This is a genomic window from Nocardia barduliensis, from assembly GCF_013315795.1.
Lineage (GTDB): Bacteria > Actinomycetota > Actinomycetes > Mycobacteriales > Mycobacteriaceae > Nocardia > Nocardia barduliensis.
In genome coordinates this window covers 38652-44936 of the sequence record NZ_JABLTE010000067.1, presented here as the reverse complement: position 1 = coordinate 44936, position 6285 = coordinate 38652, and the positions used below count along the sequence as shown (strand labels likewise).

The following is a 6285-nucleotide window of genomic DNA, read 5'->3' as shown; positions in this document are numbered from 1 at the left end:
CCTACACCCAGATCATCGCCGAGGGCGGAGTCCCCGACAATTACCGCCCCACCCGCGGCCCGGCCATCTGCTTTTTCGTCGACCCGCCGGCCAGCTGCATGGCCCCGGTAGCGGACCGATAGCAGCCGCTTCGCCGCAGTGGGCCCGACCTGCACATCGCAGCGCGCGTCCTGGGATTTCCCGCGCGCTCATCGACCGTCTTTCCCACCGGCGCGCTGCCGGAACGACGAGAGATCGCCGCGTCCTAAGGTGTGCGCCATTTCTCGTCGGACAGCAGGGTGCTCGCCTGTGGGCCCATGAGGAGCATGCCGCCGTCCACGACATATGACGCCCCGGTGATATAACTCGCCGCCGGTGTAGCGAGGAACGCCACCACGGCGGCAACCTCCTTGGCGTGGCCGGTTCGTCCCAGTGGTACGCCGGGGCGGTGTTGCTCCCGCGGATCGGCGTCTTCCTGTCCGGTCATCGGCGTCGAGATCTCGCCAGGCGCCACGGAATTGACGGTGATGTCGTGCTCGGCGAGTTCCAGCGCCAGCACTTTGGTCAGCGCCCCGAGACCCGCCTTGGCGGCGCAGTACGGCGCGGCGCCGACTCGAGGGGCGTGTTCGTGCACGCTGGTGATGTTGACGATCCGGCCGCCCTCCCCCGCGGCGATCATGTGTTCGGCGGCGCGCTGCGCACAGACGAACGCGCCGTCGAGATCCACCGACAGCACCTGCCGCCAGGTGTCGAAGTCCATGTCCATGACCTTCTGCGCCGACCCGGTGCCCGCGCAGTTCACCAGGACGTCGAGGCCGCCCAGTTCGTCGGCCAGTTCATCGATGACCGCGGCGGCGGACGGCGGATCCGCCAAGTCGAGGCGGCGCACGGCGGCGGTTCTGCCCTGCTCGCGCACTTCTGCCGCGGTGTCGCGCGCGCCCTGCTCGTCACTGCGGAACGTCAGCCCGACATCGGTCCCGCCCGCGGCCAGTGCGACCGCGATCGCCGCACCGATGCCGGAGTCTCCCCCGGTCACCACGGCTCGCCGCGGAGCGCCTGCCCGATCTTCCGGAAGTGGAGCTGTAGTAGCCATGTTCCGCGACTACCCGGACGGGCACAGACCACACCCCGCGCAGGCCGCGGGCCACGGCGGGCGCGATGGACTCGAAACATCCGCCGACGATACGACCCGCGATTTCGGGTACCCGCCCCTGGAACGAGCCGAGAGGAGGGCGGAACATGACCGCGGATACTCCCTGGTGGTGCGACGCCGGAATCGATGCCGCGGCTCCACCGCGGGGCGTCGTGCCTGCGCCGGGACCACCTCATGTCGGGGTAAAGCGCTTGATCCTGGCTGCCGAGCGCTCCGGGAGTCCTCGCACTCCGTCGGTCTCCAGGCATTGCGTACGTAGCGGACATCTCGGGCACGCTCGCCGAACACGCTCCGATGCTCTGCCGAGCGCGCCGACGGACGGGTTGCCCGCAGACAGCGCGGTGCGGCTCGGCGTCGAGAACTACCAGGGGGCGTGATCATGCCCTCCAGCGCACCCCGGCCCGTGCGGCGTGGCACATGAAGGTGGTCGTCACGGGCGCCAGTGGCAACGTCGGGACGGCGTTGCTGCGCACGCTGCGTGACGACGGTGACGAGATCGTGGGAATCTCCCGCCGCGCACCGGATCTCGCTCACGAACCCTATTCGGTCGCCCGCTGGATCGCCCGCGACCTCGGTACCGACGATGCGGTCGAGCCGCTGCGCGCCGCCTGTGCGGGCGCCGACGTCCTGGTCCATCTGGCGTGGGCGATCCATCCGCGGCGCGGTGACCCGCCGATGCGCAGGACCAACCTGGTCGGCACGGAAAACGTGCTGCGCGCCGTCGCGGAGACGGCGGTGCCCCACCTCGTCGTCGCTTCCTCGTGTGCCGCCTACACCCCCGCCGAGCGGTGGCGCCGGGTATCCGAGGGATGGCAGACGTCCGGCGTGCCCGGCAGCGCCTACAGCATCGCCAAGGCGGAGTTGGAGACGCGACTGGACCGCTTCGAGGCCGACCACCCCGAGATCCGCACGGCGCGGATCCGGCCCTGCGGCATAGCCGGGATCGAGGCCGCCGCCGAACTGGGGGACTGGATCCTGCCGCCGTGGTTACCCCGGCGGCTGCTGGGCGAGCGCGTGCTGCCTGTACCGCTGTGGCGGGAGTTCCGGTTGCAATTGGTGCACAGCCGCGATGTCGCCGCGGCGATCCGGCAGATCGTGCGCCGTCGTGCGCAGGGAGCGTTCAACCTTTCCGCCGAACCGTGCCTGCGCGCGGACGCGCTCGCGACGATGTTCGGGGGCTTCCGCCTACCGGCCACACGGTGGATGGTGGATGCCGTCGCCTGGCCGGGATGGTGGAGCGGCCTGCAACCCTTGCATCCCGGGTGGCTCGCGCTCGCCGACCGCGTGTCCCTGATCGACTCCGCCAAGGCGCGGCGCGAACTCGGCTGGGTTCCCCGCGTCGGCGCGGGCGAGGTGTGCGCGGAACTGGTATCCGCGCTGCGCGCCGGGCAGAGCGGCCACAGCCCGCCCTTGGCGCCAGCCCGGCGGATCGAGGTCGGCCGCCCGTCGCACCAGAGCCAACGGCCCCACGGGAAGCATCGGCGCGATCGCCCCTGACCGAAACGGGGGAACTGTCCCCTTGCGGCACTTCGTGTCGTTGCGAACGACCGGCTGCCCGAGCCCGTATCGTCGCCACCGAATCAAGTAACGCATCTCTTTCTCGTCCTGCGCTGAGTAAGGCACGAAAGCCGCGCTGGGGCGCGGCGATGGCAGTCCGCACCGCAACCGCCATCGCCAGGCCGACCAGCGCTGTTCGGACGTCGTCGGCTCGGATGCCGAATCGCCGGTTGGGCAAGGCATTCGAACGGCCGACCATACTGGTAAGGAGAGCGATGTTCACACATAACAAGGATCTCCAGTTCGAAGTTCGCGTGGACCGTCCCGATCCGCGTTTCGCGACCCTGCTGCAAGAACAATTCGGCGGTGCCAACGGCGAATTGAAGGCCGCCATGCAGTATTTCAACCAGGCGTTTCTGCTGCGCGGCAAGCATCCGAAAACCTATGACCTGTTCATGGACATCGCCACCGAGGAATTGAGTCACCTCGAAATCGTCGGGGCCATGATCACCATGTTGCTCGACGGGCTCAACGACGATCTGAAGCAAGCCAACGAGCGGTGTGACTGGATGCCGCTCGTCGGGACATCCGAGGGACGTGACCAGGTGATCCATCAGGTCGCGGTGAATCCGCTGTACTTCGCGCTCAGCGGCGGCGGGCCCGTCGTGAAGAACGCCGCTGGCGTGCCGTGGTCGGGGTCCTACGTCGACGCCAACGGGGAGCCTTCGGTCGACCTGCGCAGTAACCTGGCAGCCGAGTCACGCGCCAAGATCGTCTACGAGTATCTCAAGCAGTTCACCGACGATCCCGGTGTGCAGGACACGCTCTCGTTCTTGATGACCCGTGAGATCGCGCATTTCCAGCAGTTCACCGCGGCGTTGAACGAATTGCCGGTCAACTTCCCGCCGGGCGCACTGCCCGGAGACGATAGGTTCCAGAACGTCGCGTTCAATATGTCCAACGGCGCGGCGAGCGCCCGCGGTCCCTGGAACGAAGGGCAGGGCCCATGGCCCGCGGGGACGGAATGGCGCTACATCGACGATCCGGTCACCGAATGGCTCGAGTCCGACGACCGCGTGAACCACGGTGCCGAGACCAATCCCGAAGGCGAGCCCGCGGTCCACGGCAGCAAACCGTTCACCCACGAATCGCACATACCGGACTGACCACGACGGCCTGAGGACAGGCCGAGCGGGCGATGCGCGGCGCGCGGCAGTTCCAGTCGCGCGCCGCGAGCATCGATGGCCTTCGCGGCGGGCCTGCGACACCGCGCCGCTGCGCTACCGCCAGTGATCGCACCGACCGCGCGACCGGCCCGTCAATTCCGGCCGGTGTCCGCGATGGGTGCGGGATATATCGAGGTCGGCACACTGTGGCGCCACGGACGATGGATTTCCTTACCCGGCAGGGAGGCCAGTTCCGGTATCCAGCGGCGTACGTAGTTCCCCTCGGGGTCGTAGCGTTCGGCCCGGCCCGCGGCTCGCGGATCGAGCCGCCCCACCTGCTGCCAGGTGAAACGGTCGCTCGCGGCGTCGGCGTCGAGCAGCCAGCGGCGGAAATGGTCGGCGCCGACGCGCCAATCCACCCGCAGCGTCGTGGTGAGGAAACTGGCGGCGATCACCCGGGCGCGTTCGGGCATCCATCCCTGTGCGGCCAGTTGCCGCATGCCCGCGTCGACGATCGGGTATCCGGTGCGGCCGTCGCGCCAGGCACGGACCACGATCGGATCGTGCGCCCGCCGCCCGCGGTGGCGATCGTCGGACCGCGCGAGGTCGGCGCGGGCGGCGAGGAACTGGAGATGGAAATCGCGCCGGGCGAGCAGGCGGACGAAGGCGCGTCCGTCCGCCGTCGCCATGTCGGCGCGGTACACCATTTCGGCCGCGGAAAGGCAGCCGAAATGCAGATACGGCGACAGCCGGGAGAATCCCTCCCGGGTGAGGTCGCCGCGGGCTCGGCCGAGAGCTTGTTTCTGGCCCGCGGTGCAGCCCCGCCACAGGGCGCGACCGGTGATCTCGCCGCCGACGGCCAGCTGCGGTGACACCGCGGCATCGCCGAGTTCGTCGAACCTCGGCACGGCATCGCTGTCGATGCGCGGGACGATCAACTCCTCGGGCTTGTCGAGCGGGAGCCGCTTGGGAGCCTCCAGCCACCGGCGGAAGTATGTCGCGAAGTCCGGAACCCGGTCGTCGCGGCCGGGCCGGGCGCAATTGGCGGCGTCCACGGCCGTGACGGTGGCGGGATGGGTGTGCACCAGGCAGCTGCGCCGGGCCAGCCGTTCGCGCAGTGCCCGCACCCGGCATCGGCCGTACCAGGTGGCGTCTTCGGCGATATGGACACTGTCGGCGTGCACCTGCGCCGCCACCTTGTCCACCGCGTCGACATAGTCTCCGTGCCGGATCACCAATTGCCCTCCCGCGCAGCGGAGTTCGGCATCGAGTTCGGCCAGCGCGGCGGACAGGAATCGGAGTTGGTTGCCGGCGGGACGGGCGCTGCCGACGATGCGGTCGTCGACCACGAAGAGCGGAACCACCGCGGCGCCCTCGCGCACGGCGGCCAACAGGACCGGATTGTCATTGACGCGCAGGTCACGGGTGAAGAGTGCGATTGTTACGGCCATTCGATGGTCATTTTCGACGACTGGCATCCGTCGAGCGGATCGCGACGGCGGTTATCGGACATTCGGACGTGGTGACCACGCTGCGGTCACCACGCCCGTGGGTATCGGAGTAATGAACTTTACGCCAATGCTGATGGACGGCAGCTGTCGTGTCAAGCGGGCGATGCGGCCGCGGACCGGGTCAGCGCTCGCGGAACAGATCGGTGAGCCACGGTTCCAGGTCGGCGCTCAGCGCGGTCAGATCCGGCTCCTCCGACTCGTCGAGCGCATCGGCGGTGAGTTGGCGCACCGCGTACACCACGCCCACGTAAGCCGTGACCGACAGCGCCGGTAGCCGGTTCCCGCTCGCGCCGCGCACCAGTTCGCGGATGTATTCGGCGAACAGCCGCAACGACTTCCGCCTGCGCCTGCGGACCGCAGGCCCCAGCGCGTCGATCTCCACCTGATAGGCGCGGGCGACCACCAAGTCGTTCTGCAACGTGCCCAGGTACTGGCCGAGCGCGTCACGGACGATGGACCCGCGGTCTCGGCCCGCCATCCGCGCCGCGGTCAGTTGGGTCAGCAGCACCTGGATGAAGCGGTCGTAGCCCGCGAAGACACACTCGTCCTTGTTCGCGAACGCGTCGTAGAAAGCCGCCAGCGAGACCCCGGCCCGCTTCGCGATGTCGGCGGGGCCGAACCCGGCGTATCCGCGAGCGGCCAGCAGTTCGGTCACGGCGGCGAGCAGTCGCTCCCGCTGCGCGGCCATCACCTGCTCCCGGGCCAGATTGTGCCTGCCACGGGGCAATGCCTCCGGAAGGGTGAAGAACACGCCGTTTCGCACCGGCACAATCGGTGCGCCGGCGTCGGCGGGCGCGGCGGACACCCTTGCAGACTACCGAGCGGCCGCGCCGCACCCTCGCGGCGAGGCCCGGATGAGTGGCCGACCGCTATGCGATGACCGAGCCGCCCGGCCTATCGCGATGTTCTGGTGGTGACCTTCGCGCCGGGCTGAGACCTGGAGTTCGAGCAGCCGTGTTCGAGCCGTGGACCGTGACGT

5 protein-coding genes are annotated in these 6285 nt (G+C 69.1%); 2 read left to right on the top strand and 3 right to left on the bottom strand.

Annotation, left to right across the window (positions count from 1 at the left end; translation table 11 throughout):
• Window positions 1-244 precede the first annotated feature (244 nt).
• Complete coding sequence (locus HOV91_RS25490) at window positions 245-1072, bottom strand: SDR family oxidoreductase (protein WP_174187934.1); 828 nt, start codon at window positions 1070-1072, stop codon at window positions 245-247.
• A 477-nt stretch (window positions 1073-1549) separates the two neighbouring features.
• On the opposite strand from HOV91_RS25490, the gene HOV91_RS25485 reads away from it, so the two are divergent.
• Window positions 1550-2629, top strand: a complete 1080-nt coding sequence (locus HOV91_RS25485; RefSeq protein WP_174187933.1) for an NAD-dependent epimerase/dehydratase family protein — start codon at window positions 1550-1552, stop codon at window positions 2627-2629.
• A gap of 275 nt (window positions 2630-2904) precedes the next feature.
• Window positions 2905-3795 (top strand): manganese catalase family protein, encoded by an 891-nt coding sequence (locus HOV91_RS25480; protein WP_174187932.1) that lies wholly within the window; start codon window positions 2905-2907, stop codon window positions 3793-3795.
• Window positions 3796-3947: 152 nt separating this feature from the next.
• Here the strand turns inward: HOV91_RS25480 and HOV91_RS25475 are convergent, their stop codons facing one another.
• Together HOV91_RS25475 and HOV91_RS25470 are read right to left on the bottom strand one after the other, a co-directional pair.
• Window positions 3948-5246: an FAD-binding domain-containing protein gene (locus tag HOV91_RS25475; protein ID WP_174187931.1), complete on the bottom strand. Its 1299-nt coding sequence runs from the start codon at window positions 5244-5246 to the stop codon at window positions 3948-3950.
• 181 nt (window positions 5247-5427) lie between these two features.
• Complete coding sequence (locus HOV91_RS25470; RefSeq protein ID WP_174187930.1) at window positions 5428-6111, bottom strand: TetR/AcrR family transcriptional regulator; 684 nt, start codon at window positions 6109-6111, stop codon at window positions 5428-5430.
• Window positions 6112-6285: the final 174 nt, after the last annotated feature.

Bases quoted from the DNA above. Each gene is read 5' to 3' on its own strand.
- HOV91_RS25485 (WP_174187933.1), top strand. From the start codon at position 1,550: ATGAAGGTGGTCGTCACGGGCGCCAGTGGCAACGTCGGGACGGCGTTG.
- HOV91_RS25490 (WP_174187934.1), bottom strand. From the start codon at position 1,072: ATGGCTACTACAGCTCCACTTCCGGAAGATCGGGCAGGCGCTCCGCGG.
- HOV91_RS25475 (WP_174187931.1), bottom strand. From the start codon at position 5,246: ATGGCCGTAACAATCGCACTCTTCACCCGTGACCTGCGCGTCAATGAC.
- HOV91_RS25480 (WP_174187932.1), top strand. From the start codon at position 2,905: ATGTTCACACATAACAAGGATCTCCAGTTCGAAGTTCGCGTGGACCGT.